At 66.0% G+C, this 16,670-nt stretch carries 14 protein-coding genes; 6 read left to right on the plus strand and 8 right to left on the minus strand.

The annotated features are described in order from the left end of the window. Positions 1 to 43 precede the first annotated feature (43 nt). Positions 44 to 1,507 carry an efflux RND transporter periplasmic adaptor subunit gene (locus CI41S_RS27500; RefSeq protein ID WP_139862443.1) on the minus strand — a complete coding sequence of 488 codons (1,464 nt, stop codon included), beginning with the start codon at positions 1,505 to 1,507 and terminating at the stop codon, positions 44 to 46. Next, positions 1,497 to 2,930: an efflux transporter outer membrane subunit gene (locus CI41S_RS27505; protein ID WP_244626718.1), complete on the minus strand. Its 1,434-nt coding sequence runs from the start codon at positions 2,928 to 2,930 to the stop codon at positions 1,497 to 1,499. The genes CI41S_RS27500 and CI41S_RS27505 overlap by 11 nt, the downstream gene beginning before the upstream one ends. 636 nt (positions 2,931 to 3,566) lie before the next feature. On the opposite strand from CI41S_RS27505, the gene CI41S_RS27510 reads away from it, so the two are divergent. Then, positions 3,567 to 4,601: a cysteine synthase A gene (locus CI41S_RS27510; RefSeq protein ID WP_139862445.1), complete on the plus strand. Its 1,035-nt coding sequence runs from the start codon at positions 3,567 to 3,569 to the stop codon at positions 4,599 to 4,601. Positions 4,602 to 4,677: 76 nt separating this feature from the next. Here CI41S_RS27510 and CI41S_RS27515 read toward each other — a convergent pair whose 3' ends face one another. The 4 genes from CI41S_RS27515 to CI41S_RS27530 are packed head-to-tail and all read right to left on the minus strand — an operon-like array spanning position 4,678 to position 9,199. Beyond that, positions 4,678 to 5,418 (minus strand): amino acid ABC transporter ATP-binding protein, encoded by a 741-nt coding sequence (locus CI41S_RS27515; protein WP_139483710.1) that lies wholly within the window; start codon positions 5,416 to 5,418, stop codon positions 4,678 to 4,680. An 11-nt stretch (positions 5,419 to 5,429) separates the two neighbouring features. Further along, positions 5,430 to 6,950 (minus strand): amino acid ABC transporter permease, encoded by a 1,521-nt coding sequence (locus CI41S_RS27520; protein ID WP_139862446.1) that lies wholly within the window; start codon positions 6,948 to 6,950, stop codon positions 5,430 to 5,432. Next, positions 6,947 to 8,158 (minus strand): amino acid ABC transporter permease, encoded by a 1,212-nt coding sequence (locus CI41S_RS27525; protein WP_139862447.1) that lies wholly within the window; start codon positions 8,156 to 8,158, stop codon positions 6,947 to 6,949. The genes CI41S_RS27520 and CI41S_RS27525 overlap by 4 nt, the downstream gene beginning before the upstream one ends. Before the next feature lie 24 nt (positions 8,159 to 8,182). Further along, positions 8,183 to 9,199, minus strand: coding sequence for an amino acid ABC transporter substrate-binding protein (locus tag CI41S_RS27530; protein ID WP_139483716.1), 1,017 nt, complete (start codon positions 9,197 to 9,199; stop codon positions 8,183 to 8,185). 328 nt (positions 9,200 to 9,527) lie between these two features. Between CI41S_RS27530 and metC the strand changes: the two genes are divergently transcribed. The 5 genes from metC to CI41S_RS27555 all read left to right on the plus strand — a co-directional run bounded on the left by metC (position 9,528) and on the right by CI41S_RS27555 (position 15,349). Continuing rightward, positions 9,528 to 10,724, plus strand: coding sequence for a cystathionine beta-lyase (gene metC / locus CI41S_RS27535; RefSeq protein WP_139862448.1), 1,197 nt, complete (start codon positions 9,528 to 9,530; stop codon positions 10,722 to 10,724). Positions 10,725 to 11,015: 291 nt separating this feature from the next. Further along, positions 11,016 to 11,819, plus strand: a complete 804-nt coding sequence (cpaB, locus tag CI41S_RS27540) for a Flp pilus assembly protein CpaB (protein WP_139862449.1) — start codon at positions 11,016 to 11,018, stop codon at positions 11,817 to 11,819. A gap of 14 nt (positions 11,820 to 11,833) precedes the next feature. Beyond that, positions 11,834 to 13,327, plus strand: a complete 1,494-nt coding sequence (locus CI41S_RS27545) for a type II and III secretion system protein family protein (RefSeq protein ID WP_139862450.1) — start codon at positions 11,834 to 11,836, stop codon at positions 13,325 to 13,327. Between the two features lie 31 nt (positions 13,328 to 13,358). Further along, entirely contained in the window at positions 13,359 to 14,096 is a 738-nt protein-coding gene (locus CI41S_RS27550) for a CpaD family pilus assembly protein (RefSeq protein WP_139862451.1), read from the plus strand. Beyond that, positions 14,093 to 15,349, plus strand: coding sequence for a CpaE/TadZ family protein (locus CI41S_RS27555; RefSeq protein ID WP_139483725.1), 1,257 nt, complete (start codon positions 14,093 to 14,095; stop codon positions 15,347 to 15,349). Before CI41S_RS27550 ends, CI41S_RS27555 begins: the two co-directional genes overlap by 4 nt. Before the next feature lie 26 nt (positions 15,350 to 15,375). Here the strand turns inward: CI41S_RS27555 and CI41S_RS27560 are convergent, their stop codons facing one another. Both CI41S_RS27560 and CI41S_RS27565 read right to left on the minus strand, forming a co-directional pair. Further along, positions 15,376 to 16,200 (minus strand): tetratricopeptide repeat protein, encoded by an 825-nt coding sequence (locus CI41S_RS27560; RefSeq protein WP_172626928.1) that lies wholly within the window; start codon positions 16,198 to 16,200, stop codon positions 15,376 to 15,378. 161 nt (positions 16,201 to 16,361) lie between these two features. After that, complete coding sequence (locus CI41S_RS27565) at positions 16,362 to 16,607, minus strand: PilZ domain-containing protein (protein WP_139862452.1); 246 nt, start codon at positions 16,605 to 16,607, stop codon at positions 16,362 to 16,364. Positions 16,608 to 16,670 lie beyond the last annotated feature (63 nt).

Below are 16,670 nucleotides of genomic sequence, written 5' to 3' on the forward strand. Positions count from 1 at the left end.
CGTGCTCGCTGTGAGATCGATCATGACGAGGTTGTCGGTTAGGTCATGGCTGCTTCGCCGCGCCTGACTGTTCGCCCCCCGCCGCCGGTGCCGGACCGGTCTGCCCCTTCTGATCGCCTTCGCTGTGCTCCTGCCGGCCGCGATGTTCGCCGCCCTTGCCCGGCCAGTCCTTCTTGCCCTCTCTGCCTTGCCCCTGACCCTGCCCCTGGCCTTGGCCCTGACCTTGGCCGCCGCCCTTGCCGTCGGGACTGCGGCTGCGCTTGCGCGGCGCAAGATCGGCGGCCGGCGGGCCGTCATCCTTGCCGATCACGACCTTCGCGCCGTCGGCGAGATTGGCAAAGCCCGTGGTCACGACGCGGTCGGACGTGGTGAGGCCGCTGGCGATGACGGCGTCATGCTCGTTCTGCTGCGTCACCGTGACGGGCCTCGCGGTGACGACGTCGCCCTCGCCGATCACATAGCTGAAGGTGCCGGCCGGCCCGCGCTGCACGGCCGAGGTCGGCACCACGATCGCCTGTGACAGCGTCTCGACCTTGAGGCGGACATTGACGAACTGGCCGGGCCAGAGCTGATAATTGGCGTTGGGGAATTCGGCCTTCAGCTTCAGCGTGCCGGTGGTCGGATCGACCTGGTTGTCGATGCCGGTCAGCTTGCCGGTGTCGATCACGGTGACGCCGTCATTGCCGAACACGTCGACCGCAAGCTGGCCCTTCGCCGCTGCCGCGTTGACCCGCATGATCTGCTGCTGCGGCAGGCTGAACCACACCGCGATCGGCTGCAGCTGGGTCAGGATCACGAGCCCTGTGGCGTCCGCCGCGTGGATGATGTTGCCCTGGTCGACCTGGCGCAGGCCGGCGCGGCCCGACATCGGCGCCACGATCTTGGTGTAGCTCAGCGTCGCCGCCGAATTGTCGATCGCGGCCTGGTCGGCCTTGATCAGTGCCTCCTGCTGCGCCACCAGCGCGCGCTGGGTGTCGGCCTGCTGCTTGGAGCCGGCATTGGTGGCAGCAAGCTGTTCATAGCGGGCGAGGTCGAGCTTCTGGTTGGCGAGCAGCGCGACGTCCTGCGCCTTCTTGGCCACCGCCTGGTCGTATTGCGCCTGGTAGATCGCGGGATCGATCTCGCCGAGCACATCGTCCTTCTTGACGTCCTGGCCCTCGACGAAATTGACCTTGATCAGCTTGCCGTCGACTTGCGAGCGCACCGTGACGGTGTTGAGCGCCTTCACCGAGCCGACGCCGTCGAGATAGACCGGCACGTCCTGTACGCGCGGCGTTGCGGCCAGCACCGGCACCGGCAGGTCAGGCCGCGCGAACGCGCCGCGGCCGCCACCGCCGCCCTGCTTGGGCTGGTACGCGAGCCAGCCGAGATAGCCGAGACCGCCGAGGATCACGAGCGTGATGATGAGCGACACGATGCGCCCGAGCACGCGCGAGAGCACGCTCCGCCGGGGCCGCGCGGTGCTTTTGTCGTCGTCCCTTTCCTTGGAATCGGGCCTAAAGAGCATCGACCGGTCTTTCCATCTTCGGTTCCCAGCCGCCCCCCAGTGCCTGATACAGGCTCACGATCGCCAGCAGCCGCGCCAGTTGGGCCTGGGAATACGCATCTTCAGCCTGGAACAGAGTCAGCTGGGTGTTTAGCACAGTTACGATATCGGCGGTGCCGGCCTTGAGCTGCTGCTCGGCGAGCTGAAAGGCGCGCCGCGAGGCCGACAGCACGTCACGCTGCAATTGCAGCTTTCGCGTGGTCTCGCGAATCGCGACCAGCGCATTGTCGACGTCGGTAAAGGCCTGGACCACGGTCTTGCGGTAGGTCTGCAGCAGCTCGTCCTGCTTTGCCTTCGCGTTTTCGAAATTGCCGAGAATCCTGCCGCCGTCGAAGATCGGCTGGGTCGCGCTGCCGACCAGACTGAAGAACGCCGCGTGCGGCTGGAACAGCGAGACCAGCGCCTGGCTCTGATAGCCGCCCTGCCCGGTCAGCTGGATGCTTGGAAAGAACTGCGCCCGCGCGCTGCCGACATTGGCGGTGGCGGAGGCGAGCTGCGCCTCCTGCCGGCGGATATCGGGACGCTGGGTCAGCAATTCCGACGGCAAGCCCGGCGTGACGCGGGGGATACCGACCGAATTGAGCGTGCCGCCGGCGATCCGCACGCTTTCCGGCGGCCGCGACACCAAGACCGCAAGCGCGTTGATGTTCTGCTCGAGCGTCTGGCGCAGCGGCGGCACCAGCGCGCGCTGGTTGGCGAGCACGCTCTCCTGCTGCGCGACGTCGAGATCGGTGCCGGTGCCGGCCTTGAAGCGGTCCTTGATGGCGTTGAGGATGCGCTCGGCGCTGGCGATGTTGCGCTGGGCAGTGCGCAACCGGTCCTGGCTGGCGAGCACGGTGAAATAGGCGTTGGCGACGCTCGACAGCGTGGTCAGCGCCACCACCTCGCGGTCGAACCGATTGGCGACCGCGGTCTCCTCCGCCGCCTGCAGCGCGTCGCGGTTCTGGCCCCAGAAGTCGAGCTGATAGCTCGCGCTCAGCGACGCGTTGTAGTTCACGACCTCGCGGCCGCCGATCGAGAGGCCGCTGGCGCTCGAGCCCGAGGTGCGCGAGTAGCTTTCCGATCCGTTGAGATTGACGGCCGGCAGCAGCGCAGCGCCGGCCTGCCGCGCCAGCGCGTCGGCCTGGCGAAACCGCGCCACGGCTGCGGCGATATCGAGGTTGACGGTCTGCGCCTCCTCCATCAGCTGCGTCAGCTCCGCCGAGCGAAAGCCCCGCCACCAGTCGAGCGTCGGCACCGCATCCCCCGGCTTGCCGAGACGCGCGGCCTTGTAGCCCTGCGGGATATCGAGCGCCGGATCGGGAATGTCCTGGGTCAGGATGCAGCCGGCGGAACTGGCGAGGAGACCGAGCGCGACAAACGACCGGCCCGCGAGCCGTCGCACGCGGACGACGAGGCCAAGGGGGCCTCCGGGGACCGTCGCGGGCACTGGCTGGGTCACACCCGTTCTCCGCCGAGCACAGAGTCCACCCGCGGCGTCCCAATGACGCGTTCGGGGATGGTCTGGGGGTCGTTCACGGGGTGATGCTTTCAATGGAACCGGCCTGGCCCATACTACCCCTGGCGCAAGGGGGCGGACAGTCCTGTCGGGGGCGTCCAAGGTCGCATCCACCGCGATTTCGGGCGCGCTGAAAGGTCGATTTCGCCCTATTTTTTACGGCCTTTTCGCGCAATCGCAGGCGCGCGGTCGGTCGCGATTCTTACCAAGATTTCATGGGGATTTCTCCCTCCTGTGGCGCCGAATCCGCAACTTGCCGCGTGTCGGGTCGAGGCCGGCACCATCATTGCGCCCACACGCGGCCGCCGCCGGCGATCGCACGGCGTCCGTGAATCGATCGTCGGTGGCCTCGCGCAACTTCGCGCGAAACGTTGATCCGCAGGAAGATTCTGCCAGCCGGTCGCATGGCCAGAAGAACCGTGTTCTCCGCCCCTTTGCCGCGGTGCAAAAGCCCTTTCCTTTTTCGATCGGCGCACTAGGTTCGCTCGGGTAAGACACCGTCAGACAAAGAAATTCCCCAACATGGCATTCAACACAGACGTCATCGAAGCGATCGGCAATACGCCGCTGATCAAGCTGAAGCGCGCCTCCGAACTGACCGGCTGCACCATCCTCGGCAAGGCCGAGTTCATGAACCCGGGCCAGTCGGTCAAGGACCGCGCCGGCAAGTGGATGATCCTGGAAGCCGAGAAGCGGGGTGATCTCAAACCGGGCGGCCTCGTGGTCGAATCGACCGCGGGCAATACCGGCATCGGGCTGGCGGTGGTGGCGAGCGCGCGCGGCTATCGCACGATCATCGTCATTCCGGACACCCAGAGCAAAGAGAAGAAGGACTTTCTACGGCTGTGCGGCGCCGAGCTGATCGAGTCGCCGCAGCTGCCGTACTCCAATCCGAACAACTACCAGCATGTCGGGCGTCGGCTCGCCGATCAGTTGCGCAAGACCGAACCGAACGGCGTGCTGTTCGCCGACCAGTGGAACAATCTCGACAATGCCAAGGCGCATTACGAATCGACCGGGCCAGAGATCTGGCAGCAGACCGGCGGCAAGATCGACGGCTTCATCTGCTCGGTCGGCACCGGCGGCACGCTCGCCGGCGCCAGCCGCTATCTGAAGGAGAAGAACAAGGACATCGTCACCGCCTGCGCCGACCCGCACGGCTTTGCGATGTACGAATTGTTCAAGAACGGTCAAGCCAAGTCGACCCCGGGCGACTCGATCACCGAAGGCATCGGGCTCGGCCGCGTCACGCCGGTCGTCGAGACCGCGAAGGTCGACACCGCCTTCCTGGTCTCCGACGAGGAAGCCGTGACCGTGATCTATGAACTGCTCGAGCACGAGGGCCTGTGCCTCGGCGGCTCGACCGGCGTCAACATCGCCGGTGCGATCCAGCTCGCCAAGCAGCTCGGCCCCGGCAAGACCATCGTCACGATCCTGGCGGACTCCGGCAGCCGCTATCTGTCAAAGCTGTTCAATCCGGAGTTCATGCGCTCGAAGAACCTGCCGGCGCCGGAATGGCTGGAGAAGCGCAGCAAGATTCAGCTGCCGTTCGTGTAAGTAGCGAATAGCGAATGGTGAGTAGCGAACAGCGGAAAATCTCTATTCGCCATTCGCTATTCGCCGCTTCCCGCCCTCACCGCAAAATCTGACTCAAGAACAGCTTCGTCCGCGCGTGCTGCGGGTTGGCGAAGAATTCCTGCGGCGTGTTCGACTCGATGATCTGGCCGGCGTCCATGAACACGACGCGGTTGGCGACCTCGCGGGCAAAGCCCATTTCGTGGGTCACGACCAGCATGGTCATGCCCTCCCGCGCGAGATCGACCATGGTATCGAGCACCTCCTTGACCATTTCCGGGTCGAGCGCCGAGGTCGGCTCGTCGAACAGCATCACCTTCGGGTTCATGGTCAGCGCGCGCGCGATCGCGACGCGTTGCTGCTGACCGCCCGACATCTGGCCGGGAAACTTGTTGGCCTGGTGCGGGATCTTGACCCGCTCCAGAAACTTCATCGCGGTCGCCTCGGCGTCCTTCTTCGGGATGTTGCGCACCCAGATCGGCGCCAGCGTGCAATTGTCGAGCACGGTGAGATGCGGGAACAGGTTGAAGCTCTGGAACACCATGCCGACCTCGCGGCGGACCTCGTCGACGCGGCGCAGGTTCGGGCCAAGCTCGATGCCGTCGACCACAATCTCGCCCTCCTGGAATTCCTCCAGCGCATTGATGCAGCGGATCAGCGTCGACTTGCCCGACCCCGACGGGCCGCAGATCACGATGCGCTCGCCGCGGCCGACTTCGAGGTTGATGTCGCGCAACACATGGAAGTCGCCGTACCATTTGTTGAGCGTGGAGATGTTGACGATCGGATCGGTGGACATGGTGACCTTGTTCAGTTGCGGCGGTGGGCGTTGAGCCGGTTTTCGACGAACAGCGAGTAGCGCGACATGCCAAAGCAGAACACGAAGTAGATCATCCCGGCAAAGGCGAAGCCGGTGAAGGCCGTGGTCGGCGTCGACCAGGTCGGATCCGAGAACGTCGCGTGCAGCGAGCCGAGCAGATCGAACAGCGCGACGATCGAGACCAGCGAGGTGTCCTTGAACAGCGCGATGAAACTGTTGACGAGGCCGGGAATGACGTGGCGCAGCGCCTGCGGCATCACGATCAGCGACGTCGTCTTCCACCAGGACAGGCCGAGTGCGCTCGCCGCTTCGCCCTGCCCGCGTGGAATCGCCGCTAGGCCGCCGCGCACCACCTCGGCCTGGTAGGCGCCGGCGAACAGCGCGATGCCGATCAGCGCGCGGACCAGGCCGTCGACGTTGAAATTGCCCGGCAGGAACAGCGGCAGCATGTAGGTCGCAAAGAACAGCACGGTGATCAGCGGCACGCCGCGCCAGAACTCGATGAACGCGATCGAGAAGACCCGAATCAGCGGGATGGTCGAGCGGCGGCCGAGCGCCAGCGCAATGCCGATCGGCATCGAGGTGACGATGCCGGTGACGGAGACCACGAGCGTCACCAGCAGGCCGCCCCACAGCCTGGTGTCGACGACCGCGAGCCCGCCGCGGTCGAGCCCCATCAGCTTGATCACGACGGCGATGCCGGCAAAGGTCACGAGGCTCGCGAGCAGCGCGCGCTGCCCGGTCCGCATGCCGCCGCCGAGGAAAAACAGGATCAGCGAGACGATCACCGCGGTGAGCAGGAAGTCGTACCACAGCGGCTGGCCCGACATCTGGAGCTGATCGCGCAGCCAGGTCAGCGGGAAGATAAGCCAGCCGACCGCGCTGCCGATCAGCACGATCAGCTTGCCGATCCCCCACAGCACCGGGCCGATCGCCGAATTTTGGCTGAGATTGACCAGCACCTGCCCGGCATTGACGATGCTGTCGCCGAACAGCTGCGAGAGGCTTGCGACCCAGCTGACGCCAAAACCGGTCAGGCCGCCGCCGCGCAGCAGGAAGAACGCGACCACCGGGAAGGCGAAGAAGAACAGGCTCGCATTGAGGCCCTTCGCCGGCAGCCGTGGAATCAGCAGCGGTGCCAGCAGCACGACCGCGAGGATGAAGGTCAAATTGACCCGCCAGCGCTCGGCTTCCGGATAGAAGCCGTAGATCAGTTGGGTCAGCTTGGCCTGGATATATGGCCAGCAAGCGCCGACCTGATGCCCGGTATTTTCTGCAAGGCAGGCATTGCGGTCCTTGCCGCTCCAGACCGCATCGACCAGCAGGAATTTCAGCGCCGGAATGATGGTGTACCAGAGCAGCAGCAGCGCCACGATGGTGAGCAGGATGTTGGTCGGCGAATTGAGCAGCCGCGTGCGCACGAAGCCGATGAAGCCGGTGGTTTTCACCGGCGCCGGACGTTCCGGGACGAGGTCCTGCCGGACGAAGGATGACGCAGTGACGTCGGTCATGCCCCTGCCCCCAGGCTCCGGTTGATGCGCCAGCCATAAACGCTCATGACCGCGCTGGTGACCAGCGAGATCAACAGATAGACACCCATGGTGATGGCGATGATCTCGATCGCCTGGCCGGTCTGGCTCAGCGTCGTGCCGGCGAACACCGAGACCAGGTCGGGATAGCCGATCGCGACCGCCAGCGACGAGTTCTTGGTCAGATTGAGATACTGGTTGGTCAGCGGCGGCACGATCACGCGCATCGCCTGCGGCACCACGATCAGCCGCAAGGTGGCGCCGCGCGACAGGCCGAGCGAGGAGCCGGCCTCCATCTGCCCCTTGTGCACCGACAGGATGCCGGCGCGGACGATCTCGGCGATGAACGCCGCCGTATAGGTCGACAGCGCGACCAGCAGCGCAACCAGTTCGGGGATGACGCGCGCCCCGCCGGCGAAATTGAAACCCTTCAGCTGCGGCATCTCGAAGGTCAGCGGCAGTCCGAAGATCAGCATCGTCGCCAGCGGCAGGCCGAACAGGAGGCCAAGTACAGTGGGCCAGATCCGGATCGCCTGCCCGCGCTGGAACAGGGCCCGCCGCGCGTAGCTGCGCAAGGCCAGCGCGCCGACAATGCCGATCGCGATCGCGATCAGGAACGGATCAAGCCCGGCCTCGCCGATCGGCCGCGGGATCACGAGGCCGCGGTTGGACAGGAAGGCGGTGTTGAACAGCGAGATGCTCTGCCGCGGCCCCGGCAGCGCCGCCAGCACCGCGAGGTACCAGAACAAGAGCTGGAACAGCAGCGGCAGATTGCGCACCAGCTCGACATAGATCTCGCCGATCCGCGCCAGCAGCCAGTTCGGCGACAGCCGGCACAGCGCGATGATGAAGCCGATGATGGTGGCGAAGATGATGCCGATCACCGCCACCAGAAGGGTATTGAGCAGGCCGACCAGGAACACCCGCGTATAGGTGTCCGATCCCGAATACGGGACCAGGTTCAGGCTGACGTCGAAGCCCGCGGTGTTCTTGAGAAAGCCGAAGCCGGAGGCGATGCGCTGCGTCTCCAGGTTGGCGCGGGCATTGGCCACGATCTCGTAGGCCACCCAGGCCAGCACCGCCGCGAACACGATCTGCACGGCAAGTCCGGTCCAGCCGGACTTGCCGCCGAGCGCGCGCTTCAGGCGGAAGATGAATTGCGGCGGTGGTTTTCGGGGCTCGGTCGTCATCGCCGCAGCCGCCCTGTCACCAGATCAGCGGATCGGTGGCGCGTACTGGATGCCGCCCTTGCTCCAGAGGTTGTTGAGCCCGCGCGCAATCTGCAGCTTCGAGCCGGCACCGACGTTGCGATCGTACATCTCGCCGTAATTGCCGACCGCCTTGATGATCCGGGAGAACCAGTCCTTGGTCAGGCCGAGCTGCTCGCCGAGATTGCCGTCGGTGCCGAAGGCGCGCTTCAGGTCGGGCTTGTCCGACTTGGCCATCTCGTCGACGTTCTTCTGGGTGACGCCGAGTTCCTCGGCATTGAGCTGGGCGAACAGCGTCCACTTCACGATGTCGAACCACTGGTCGTCGCCATGGCGGACCATCGGGCCGAGCGGCTCCTTGGAGATCACCTCGGGCAGCACGACGTGGTCGGCGGGGTTGGCGAGCTTGAGCCGCTGGGCATAGAGCTGGGAGACGTCGGAGGTAAACACGTCGCAGCGGCCGGTCTCGTAGGCCTTCACGGTCTCGTCGGCGCCGGCGAACGCGATCACCTCATACTTCATATTGTTGCCCTTGAAGTAGTCGGCGAGGTTCTGCTCGGTGGTGGTGCCGGTCTGCACGCAGACCGAGGCGCTGTTCAGTTCCAGCGCCGAATTGACCTTGAGCGACTTCTTCACCAGAAAACCCTGCCCGTCGTAATAGGTCACGCCGGTGAAGTTGGCGCCGAGCGAGGTGTCGCGCGACAGCGTCCAGGTGGTGTTGCGCGACAGCACGTCGATCTCGCCGGACTGCAGCGCCGTGAAGCGGTCCTTGGCCGACAGCGGCACGAACTTGACCTTGGTCGGATCGTCGAAGATCGCGGCCGCGATCGCGCGGCAGACGTCGACGTCGATGCCGGTCCAGTTCCCCTTGTCGTCGGGCGACGAGAAGCCCGGCAGGCCGCCGCTGACGCCGCAGGACAGCTGACCCCGGTCCTTGACTGTCTTGAGGGTTTGCGCCGAGGCGGCCTGGACCGAAAGGGCGGCGGCTGCGGCAAGGGTGAGAGCCAGGGATACGCGTTTCATGGGCGGGGGCCTTTCAGGGGTCGTCCGTTGGACGTTTGCTAGTGATCGCCTCGCGTTCACGGGCCACCCCGATGATCCCCTGCAGCAATAAAGCCGATCTGACCGGTAGTCTTGACGTGCTATCCGGTCAGGCAAAGGATCGTAGGTCGCGGCAGGCCCCTCAACGTGCGGCGACTGGTAGTTGCGGCGCATCACATAGCGACTGACGAGCCGGGTCAAGGGGTTGACGCACGTCTTCTACCTCTTGTTAGTAGCAATCCCGGCGTAACCCGTCGTCCCGACGGGTTACGGCTGCGGCAAAAAGTCTAAAGTCCAATGGCTGCGCCCCATGACCTCATCCGACGGCTCCACGCCCGCCCCTCCGCAACATTCCGCAACACGCCTGGTTACGGCCGGCCGTGACACCAAGGCCCAAAAGGGCTTTGTCAATCCGCCGGTTTTCCACGGCTCCACCGTGCTCTATCCGACCGCGGAGGACCTGCACGCCCATCGCGCCGAATTCACCTATGGCCGCCACGGCACCCCGACCACACGGGCGCTGCAGGACGTGCTGATGGCGCTGGAGGGCCCGCAATGCGCCGGCGTCGGCCTCGCCCCCTCGGGACTGTCGGCCATTTCCACCACACTGCTCGCGGTACTGAAGGCCGGCGATCATCTCCTGGTCTGCGACAACGCCTACCGGCCGACCCGCAATTTCTGCGAGGGCATGCTGAAGCGGCTCGGCATCGAGACCAGCTATTTCGATCCTATGATCGGCGGTGGCATCGCGGCGCTGTTCAAGCCCAACACCCGCGCGGTGCTGGTCGAGGCGCCGGGCTCGCAATCCTTCGAGATGCCCGACCTCCGCGCGATCGCGGACGTCGCGCACGCCCACAGCGCTCTCGTGATCGACGACAACACCTGGGCGACGCCGCTGTACCACCGGTCGCTCGAGCAGGGCGTCGACATCAGCATGCAGGCCGGCACCAAATATATCGGCGGCCATTCCGACATCATGTTCGGCACCATCTCGGCGAATGCCAAGGCCTGGCCGCTGGTTACGGAGGCGATCCGCCTGCTCGGCGTCTGCGCCGGACCCGATGACGTCTATCTCGCGCTGCGCGGCGTGCGCACGCTGTCGGTGCGGCTCGCGCAGCACCATCGCTCCGGGCTCGACATCGCGCGCTGGCTCGCAGGCCGGCCGGAGGTCGCGCGCGTTCTGCACCCAGCGCTGGAAACCGATCCGGGACATGCGATCTGGAAGCGCGATTTCACGGGCGCCTCCGGCCTGTTCAGCATCGTGCTGAAGCCGGTGCCGCAGAAGGCCGTCGACACCATGCTGAACACGCTCAAACTGTTCGGCATGGGGTTTTCCTGGGGCGGCTTCGAGAGCCTCGCGATCCCGTTCGACTGCAGCGAATATCGCACCGCGACCAAATGGGCGCCGGGCGGGCCGACGCTGCGGCTGCATATCGGGCTCGAGAATGTCGACGACCTCAAGGCCGATCTCGATCGCGGCTTTGCGGCGCTGCAAGCCGCGGTCTGATCCGCGCACGCCCAAGCCGCGCATTACCGCTGCATTAACCACGGCCGCCGTGCCGCGGCATCGCGCATCGTGATCGACGACGCGCGTCGCACACGCGCGCGATATCCGGAATTTTGCGGGGATTTGACCGCATCGATAACCAGCCGTTCACCATCCCCACCAATCCCTTAATCGGCCGGCCCGGCCATCAAGTTCCCTTATACTTTTGCCGCCGTAGTCATGCTCCCGGGAAGGGCTGTCAGCACCGCAAGGTTGTGTGACCGCCTGCTGCAAGGGCATTCAGTCAAGCACATGAAGACGGCACGCATCGTGGTCCTCGCCATCGCCGGCGTCGCAGGCCTCGCGGCCACCTATCTCGCGAGCGTAAGCCAGCAGAAGCCGGAGCCGCCGCCCGCGCCGGTCGTGCAGTTGCCGACCGTCGAGGTGCTGGTGGCGAAGGCCGACATCGGCCTCGGCCAGCCGATCAAGCCGGAAGACGTGCAATGGCAGCGCTGGCCGGCCGAGACCGCCAGCAGCGCCTTCCTGCGCCAGGATACCAATCCCGACGCGATGAAGGATGTGATCGGTTCGATCGCGCGCTCCCCCTTCATCGGCGGCGAGCCGATCCGCGAGCAGAAGCTGGTCAAGGCCGACGGCAGCGGCTTCATGGCCGCGATCCTGCCTTCCGGCATGCGCGCGATCTCCACCGAAATCTCGCCGGAGACCGGCGCCGGCGGCTTCATCCTGCCGGGCGACCGCGTCGACGTGATCCTGTCCAAGCGCGACAAGAACCCCGAGCGGTCCGGCGCCGACGTCATCTCCACCGAAGTCCTGCTGTCAAACGTCCGCGTGCTGGCGATCGACCAGGCGCCGAAGGAGAAGGACGGCAGCAACTCGCTGGTCGGCCGCACCGTCACCCTCGAGCTGAAGCCCGAGCAGACCGAAACGCTGGCGCGGGCGCGGCAAACCGGTGTCCTGACGCTCGCGCTGCGCAGCATCGCCGACGTCAACGAGAAGACCGACGAGACCTCGGCCGACGACCACGCCTCGAAACGGGGCGAGAGCATCAGGGTGGTTCGCTACGGCGTGCCCAGTGCTCCGACGACACAGAAGTGATGGGGGCTTCGACAATGACATCGCCTGCAAAACAATTCACGCTGCGGACCGCACTGGCCCGCTCGCTGTCGTTCTCGGCGGTCGCCGCGCTGCTGCTGGCCCCTCTCCTTGCACCGGCGGTTGCGGCCGATTCCGACAGGAGTGGTGAAGCCGGAGGGAAAGTCGACTTCTCGACGACCAGCAGCATCGCCGCCAAGACGCGCTTCCTCTCGCTCGGCGTCGGCAAGTCGATGGTGGTCGACCTGCCGCGCGAAGCCAAGGACGTGCTGGTCGCCGATCCCAAGATCGCCAACGCGGTGATCCGCTCGGCGCAGCGCGCCTACATCATCGGCGCGGCGGTCGGCCAGACCAACGTGGTGTTCTTCGATGCCGACGGCCAGCAGGTCGCCTCCTACGACATCGCCATCAAGCGCGATCTCAACGGCATGCGCGCCGCGCTCAAGCAGATGCTGCCGGGAGTCAATATCGAGGGCGTCGGCGACAGCGTGGTGCTGACCGGCACGGTGGCGAGCCCGGTCGAGGCGCAGCAGGCCGGCGACATCGCGGCCAAGCTGGTCGGCGCCGCCGACAAGGTCGTCAACTCGATCGTGGTGCGCGGCCGCGACCAGGTGATGCTGAAGGTCACCGTCGCCGAGGTGCGCCGCGACGTCATCAAGCAACTCGGCGTCGATCTCAGCGCCAGCATGAACTTCGGCACCGCGGCGGTGGCTTTCAACAACAGCAACCCGTTTACCGCGAACAGCGCCGCACTGGTTCCCGGCAACCAGCTGACCGGCGCGGCCCTCAACAAGCTGGGCCAGGCGTCGGTGACCGCGACGTTGCGCGCGATGGAGAGCGCCGGCGTGGTGCGCACGCTGGCGGAGCCCAACCTCACCGCGATCTCGGGTGAATCGGCAACCTTCATTTCGGGCGGCGAGTTTCCAATTCCGACCGGCGTGACCTGTCAGACCACGACCTCGGGCACGATCGGAAACTGCGTCCAGACCGTCAGCTTCAAGAAGTTCGGCATCTCGCTCAACTTCACGCCGGTGGTGCTGTCGGAGGGGCGGATCAGCCTGAAGGTGATGACCGAGGTCTCCGAGGTCTCGACCGAGAACTCGCTGACCGGCGGCCAGAACGGAACGACGATCCCCTCGATCAAGACTCGCCGCGCCGACACCACGCTGGAGATCCCCTCCGGCGGCTCGATCGCCATGGCCGGATTGATCCAGCAGCAGACCAAGCAGGCCATCAACGGCATGCCCGGCGTTGACCAGATCCCGGTTCTCGGCCAGCTGTTCCGGAGCCAGGACTTCGTCAACAACGAGACCGAGCTGATGGTCATCGTGACGCCCTATGTGGTGCGCGCCGTCGCGCAGAAGGAGCTGTCGCGTCCGGATGACGGATTTGCCCCGGCCTCCGACGCCCAGTCGGCGCTGCTCGGGCGCATCAACCGGATCTACGGCATCGCCGCCCGGGCCGAGCCGATCGGCGCCACGCCGGCCAATTTCGGCTTCATCATCGACTGACGCGGGGCATCAGGGGTTGGGGGATCGAACGATGACACGCAACACAACAGCCGGCCGCACCAAAATACTGCCGATGTTCGGCGCCCTCCTCGTTGCGGGGGTCGCGCTCGGCGGCTGCAATCTGACCGGCGACGGCGTGACCGGAAGCGTTCCGGACGACTACCGGCAGCGCCATCCGATCGCGGTCACCGAAGGCGAGCAGTCGATCGTGGTGTTCGTCGGCCGTGGCCGCGGCAACCTGACCGAGACCCAGCGCGACGACGTGATGGGGCTGGCGCGCAACTGGCGCCGCGAAGGCACCGGCGCGATCGCGGTCGACGTGCCGGTCGATACACCGAACTCGCGCTCCGCGCAGGCGGTGTATCAGGAGATCCGCGGCCTGCTCACGTCGATGGGGGTGCCCGGCCACGCCATCACCAAGCGCGCCTACAATGTCGACGATCCGCGCGCGCTCGCCACCATCCGCCTCAGCTATCCGAAGATGGCCGCGGTCGCCGGCCCCTGCGGGGTCTGGCCCGCCGACCTCGGGCCGAATATCTACAATCCGAACTACAACGAGAACAAGCAGTTCGACAATTTCGGGTGCGCCTCGCAGCGCAATTTGGCGGCGATGGTCGGCAATCCGTCCGACCTCGAGCAGCCGCGCAGCGAGACCGCCGCCTACACGCCGCGCCGTACGATCGCGTTTGACAGATACCGCAGGGGCGAGTCGACCGCGACCACCTATTCCGAAGTTGAAAAAGCCAAGCTGAGCGACGCCGCGAAATGACTGCTCCACAGCAAGACGAGCCACCGCACGCCGACGATTACATCGCGCCGGCGCCGCGGATTTCCGTGCAGGCGTTCTGCGCCAGCGTCGCGACCGCCACGACGGCGCGCGCCGCGGCCGAGGACCGCCGGCTGGCCAAGGCCCACCTCTCCGTCCACATGGGCGGCATCGTGGCTGCGATCGACACCTATCACAAGGCGCCGACGCCCAACGTCATCGTGCTGGAAACCGAGCCGGACAAGGATTTCCTCGCCGGCCTCGACGAGCTCGCCACCGTCTGCGATCCCGGCACCCGCGTCGTCGTGCTCGGCACTCCCGGCGAGGTCGCGCCCTATCGCGAGCTGGTGCGGCGCGGCGTCAACGACTACGTGGTCGGCCCGGTCAAGGTGCTCGACATCGTGCGCTCGATCTGCAGCCTGTTCTCGGCCTCGGAAGCGGTCTCGGTCGGCCGCCTGATCGCGGTCGCGGGCGCCAAGGGCGGCGTCGGCGCCTCGACCATCGCCCACAACGTCGCCTGGACCATCGCGCGCGATCTCGGCCTCGATTCGGTCGTCATCGATCTCGACCTCGCGTTCGGCACCGCCGGCCTCGACTACAACCAGGATCCGGTGCAGGGCATCGCCAACGCGGTGTTCGCGCCCGAGCGTCCTGACACCGCCTTCATGGACCGCCTGCTCGCCAAGTGCAGCGACCATCTGAGCCTGCTGGCGGCGCCGGCCACGCTCGACCAGGTCTACGATTTCGGCGCCGACGCGTTCGACGCCATCTTCGACACGATGCGCATGACGACGTCCTGCATCGTGCTCGACGTGCCGCATCAATGGACCGCCTGGACCAAGCGCGTGCTGGTCGGCGCCGACGACATCCTGATCGTCGCCGAGCCCGACCTCGCCAACATGCGCAACACCAAGAACATGCTCAACCTGCTGAAGTCGGCGCGCCCCAATGACCGTCCGCCGCTCTACTGTCTGAACCAGGTCGGCATGCCGAAGCGGCCCGAGATCGAGGTCAAGGAATTCGCCAAGTCGATCGAGAGCCAGCCGATCGCGGCGATCCCGTTCGACTGCCGGCTGTTCGGCGAGGCCGCCAACAACGGCCAGATGATCGCGGAAGTTTCTGCGCGCCACCGCACCACGAAGACCTTCCTGCAGATCGCGCAGCGCCTGACCGGTCGGCCCGACCTCGCCGAGGAGCGCGAGTCGCTGCTGTCGCCGATTCTCAAGCGGCTGCAGGGGCGCCGGGCTGCCGGCTAATCATCACTGTTGATGGCTAGATGGAGCTAGTCGCGGCGGCTGGTCGCGACCGGAATCTTGTCGGTGTCGGCGCGGCTGGCTTCCTTGCGCGCCAACAGCCGCTTCAGCGCGGCGACGTTGGCGGTGCCCTGCTCCGGCGGCAGATCGGCCTTCATGATGGTCTCGGCCTCGGACTGGCGGCCCTGCAGGCCGACCACGACGGCGAGATTGGTCCGCACCCGCATGTCGCCGGGCGCACGCTCGCGGGCCTTGCGCAAGGTCTCCTCCGCCTTCGGCAGGTCCTTTGACAGCAGGTAAGACAGACCGAGATTGGACAGCACCGACGGATCGTCAGGCGTGATCTTCAGAGCGCTGGAATAATACTGGCGGGCCTCGTCATGGCGGTCGAGCTGGTCGAGCACCGCGCCCTGCGCGGACAGGATTCGCCAGTTCGGATCTTCGGGGCTGTGGGCGCGCCCGAGCACCTCGAACGCCTGCTGGAAATTGCCGTTGTCGGCGAGCGCCCGGCCATAACCCGCCAGCAGCGGCTTGTTGCCGGGCTGGGCCAGCACCGCCTGCTCGAGCACGGCGACCGCCTGGGCCCGTTGCCCGGTGGCGCGCAGCGCCCGGGAATATTTCAGCGTGGCGTCGACGTCCTTTGGATTGGCGCGGACGCGCTCATGATAGGCTTCGATGTCGCGCCTGACATCGCTGGGCGCCGGGCTCGGCTCCGCCATGTCGCCCAATGACCCAGTGATATCGGACGGCCCCGAGGTCTGGCAGGCGGACAGCCCGATCAGCAGGATCGCGGCAGACATCGTGCCTGCGAAACGGCGCGCGCGGCCTTTTGGTCGGAATGATTTCTCAGACATCAACGGGACTCGGGAACGGCGAAGGTTCCCGGATGCTCACAGCTTAACCCTAATGCCGGGTTAAGCCCGGTATCATGCCCCCGTCATACCAATGGCCGACACGGCCCAAGGTACGGTCGGGGCGCGGCCAGGCCGCGCCAAAAGCTGCACCGAAATCGGGATCAGTCGACGAACTGGGCGCCGAATTCGTGTCCGATCCGCCAGGCCAGGCGGCACTGGCGCGGCCTGCCGGTCGAGAACAGGATGGTGAATTCCGGCGGAATCTCCAGATATTCGGCGATCACCTTGACGCCGCCGGAGGAAATATCGGTGATCATGCAGTCACGCGGCAGCGAGCCCGTTCCTATCTGGATCTTGGCGACGCTGCGGCACGCACGGCGTTCGCTCTTGCGGCGATTCACAAACATTCTCTGCCCCAACCCTTGCTGGACAATCCTTCGCGTCCAACCGTGATAGCGGGGAAAGATTGG

Origin of the sequence: Bradyrhizobium ivorense (assembly GCF_900696085.1) — a bacterium.
GTDB lineage: Bacteria > Pseudomonadota > Alphaproteobacteria > Rhizobiales > Xanthobacteraceae > Bradyrhizobium > Bradyrhizobium ivorense.

What these genes read in the sequence shown, in the direction of transcription:
- CI41S_RS27500 (WP_139862443.1), bottom strand. Translation starts at nt 1,507, where the DNA reads ATGCTCTTTAGGCCCGATTCCAAGGAAAGGGACGACGACAAAAGCACC.
- CI41S_RS27510 (WP_139862445.1), top strand. Translation starts at nt 3,567, where the DNA reads ATGGCATTCAACACAGACGTCATCGAAGCGATCGGCAATACGCCGCTG.
- CI41S_RS27515 (WP_139483710.1), bottom strand. Translation starts at nt 5,418, where the DNA reads ATGTCCACCGATCCGATCGTCAACATCTCCACGCTCAACAAATGGTAC.
- CI41S_RS27520 (WP_139862446.1), bottom strand. Translation starts at nt 6,950, where the DNA reads ATGACCGACGTCACTGCGTCATCCTTCGTCCGGCAGGACCTCGTCCCG.
- CI41S_RS27525 (WP_139862447.1), bottom strand. Translation starts at nt 8,158, where the DNA reads ATGACGACCGAGCCCCGAAAACCACCGCCGCAATTCATCTTCCGCCTG.
- CI41S_RS27530 (WP_139483716.1), bottom strand. Translation starts at nt 9,199, where the DNA reads ATGAAACGCGTATCCCTGGCTCTCACCCTTGCCGCAGCCGCCGCCCTT.
- metC (WP_139862448.1), top strand. Translation starts at nt 9,528, where the DNA reads ATGACCTCATCCGACGGCTCCACGCCCGCCCCTCCGCAACATTCCGCA.
- cpaB (WP_139862449.1), top strand. Translation starts at nt 11,016, where the DNA reads ATGAAGACGGCACGCATCGTGGTCCTCGCCATCGCCGGCGTCGCAGGC.
- CI41S_RS27545 (WP_139862450.1), top strand. Translation starts at nt 11,834, where the DNA reads ATGACATCGCCTGCAAAACAATTCACGCTGCGGACCGCACTGGCCCGC.
- CI41S_RS27550 (WP_139862451.1), top strand. Translation starts at nt 13,359, where the DNA reads ATGACACGCAACACAACAGCCGGCCGCACCAAAATACTGCCGATGTTC.
- CI41S_RS27555 (WP_139483725.1), top strand. Translation starts at nt 14,093, where the DNA reads ATGACTGCTCCACAGCAAGACGAGCCACCGCACGCCGACGATTACATC.
- CI41S_RS27560 (WP_172626928.1), bottom strand. Translation starts at nt 16,200, where the DNA reads ATGTCTGAGAAATCATTCCGACCAAAAGGCCGCGCGCGCCGTTTCGCA.
- CI41S_RS27565 (WP_139862452.1), bottom strand. Translation starts at nt 16,607, where the DNA reads ATGTTTGTGAATCGCCGCAAGAGCGAACGCCGTGCGTGCCGCAGCGTC.